Genomic DNA, 2128 nt, shown 5'->3' on the forward strand with positions numbered 1-2128 from the left:
GGGTTTAATATCTTCAACTAACACAACCGCCCTCAGCCGATGATTAAATCTAAACCCGCCATCCCAAATATGAGAGAAACCGCGGCTATGCGAACCATTGAGTATATCCTACTTTTTCCTTTTTCAGGCATATCTATGAACTCTTGCATTATCATAGCTGGAGCTAAAAACAGCCATACGTTCATCCACCACGAAAAGGGACTATCAGTAAATAATCCCATTAAACACAATAGACCTGCGATTAATAACAAAATTCCACTTATGTACTTTGCTTTCTTTTGCATATGCCCTCCTAACTGAACGAAGCCTACAATTCTGTAAGTATTTTAACTATATCATCATCAATCCAAATAATTCCAGAAAAGAAGTGAAACAGCTATTTTATGTAGTTATCTCGAATTCAAGTCTTCAACTAACCTGCCCTTTACTTGAAGACTCAGTTTCGAGATATTTGTGTTGGAGATTAATATCAATTATTTCAAATCCCTCTCTTTTCCACAAGCTTTTCTTACAATAAATAGGAGGAGCACCGTTTGGATAGGTACACCTCCTAAAAATATTTACTGTAGAAATCTTGTCTTAACTTCCCACTTAATTGAGCATATATTTTTGTGGTTTCACTTTTTTCATGCCCTAACAAGCTTTGGATGACTTCAATTGGTGCTCCATTATTTAGCATGTGGGTAGCATAACTATGCCTTAACTGGTGAGGGTGTATTTCTTTATTGATATTTGCACGAATGGAAATGCGCTTTATTATATGGCGAGCATTTTCAATACCCATTCGCTTCTTAGGTCTTCTCTCAGTTACAAATAAACTTTCATCACAATCTTCACGTTCTTCCAAATATTTCTGTAGCCAAAGTGAACAACGAATATTAAAGTAGACTTCCCTTTCTTTATTACCTTTTCCCTTTACAATAACCGATCTTCCCGAAATATTAATATCTGCTCTATTCAGTATTACTACTTCTCCAATACGGCATCCAGTAGAATAAAAAAATTCGAACATTGCTCGTTCCATAGGGGTTATACATGAGTCTCTAAGTTGCTCAATTTCCATTTCAGTAAGGAATTTAGGAACTCTTTTACCAACTTTAGGTTCTTTCAATTTTAATGCTGGATTAAAACTGATGAAGCCTTCTTCATGGAGCCACTTAAAAAAAGATCGCAGGAAATGAACCTTGTGTCCCAGACTAGAAGGTTTTAAATTCTCTCCTACCTCAATTAAATAATTCTTCAACTGATCTATTGCAAATTCGTCTGCATTTACATCTCCAAAATATCTTAGCAGCATTTTGAATTGCAAGGAGTATGTTTTCAATGTTTGTAACGAATACCCTTCTATCTTTTTATCTACATAATACTTTTCCCATGCTTCTGATAGGAACATCCTGTATCACTCTCCAAAACTATGAATCTATTTTCATTATAGTTTTAGAGGTTAATTCCTATACTTGTTCATACACCATAAATTAAAAAATAAATTCATTGGATTCCAGCCAATAAATCCACTTTTTGTATTTTTATATTGAATAACAGAACATACGTTCGTATAATACTTGTAAGGATGGTGATTAGTTTGAGGTTTCCTTACTACACAACCACAATTCTAGAAGACCTAATAACTCAGTGGTATAAAAAACACAAATTTACAGAACCGAATGATCTAAATGTATATAGCATTGGAACAGAGTCACAAATCTTTGTCACTTCTAGACCTACTCAAGCTAGTTACATGAAAGTAGGGAAGTTTCAGGAAATTGTCTTGGATAGTCGTCTACCGTATATACAACAACGCGAACAATTTTTTCATGAGCTATGCCACGCTGTAAGGCATGCAGGTCGTCAATCTATCATGCCTTACTCTTTTTACGAACTTCAGGAAAGAGACGCCCGGCATTTCACTCTTTACGCTTCACTTCCTATTCATATGATTAATGAATATAACATCGCTAATCCAACAATTGTTGACCAGTTGTCACGAGATTTTGTGATCCCAAAGAATGTTTGTGTTGAACGCTTAGAGAAAATTAAAAGTCGAATTGTACCGTCCGTTAACTCTAAATTTATTAATATAAAAAAGGAGGGATAATTATGGCTAATTACCGAAAAAGAGGAAGTAGCT

At 34.9% G+C, this 2128-nt stretch carries 3 protein-coding genes; 1 reads left to right on the forward strand and 2 read right to left on the reverse strand.

Annotation, left to right across the window (positions count from 1 at the left end):
• Positions 1–32: 32 nt before the first annotated feature.
• Positions 33–284: a hypothetical protein gene (locus tag WAM07_RS16215; protein ID WP_422168455.1), complete on the reverse strand. Its 252-nt coding sequence runs from the start codon at positions 282–284 to the stop codon at positions 33–35.
• A 266-nt stretch (positions 285–550) separates the two neighbouring features.
• Positions 551–1393, reverse strand: a complete 843-nt coding sequence (locus tag WAM07_RS16220; protein WP_422168456.1) for a tyrosine-type recombinase/integrase — start codon at positions 1391–1393, stop codon at positions 551–553.
• Positions 1394–1738: 345 nt separating this feature from the next.
• Here WAM07_RS16220 and WAM07_RS16225 point away from each other — a divergent pair, with 345 nt between their 5' ends.
• On the forward strand, positions 1739–2095 hold the full coding sequence (locus tag WAM07_RS16225; RefSeq protein WP_422168457.1) for an ImmA/IrrE family metallo-endopeptidase: 357 nt from the start codon (positions 1739–1741) through the stop codon (positions 2093–2095).
• Positions 2096–2128: the final 33 nt, after the last annotated feature.

The organism is Halobacillus sp. (genome assembly GCF_049282395.1).
Lineage (GTDB): Bacteria > Bacillota > Bacilli > Bacillales > Halobacillaceae > Halobacillus.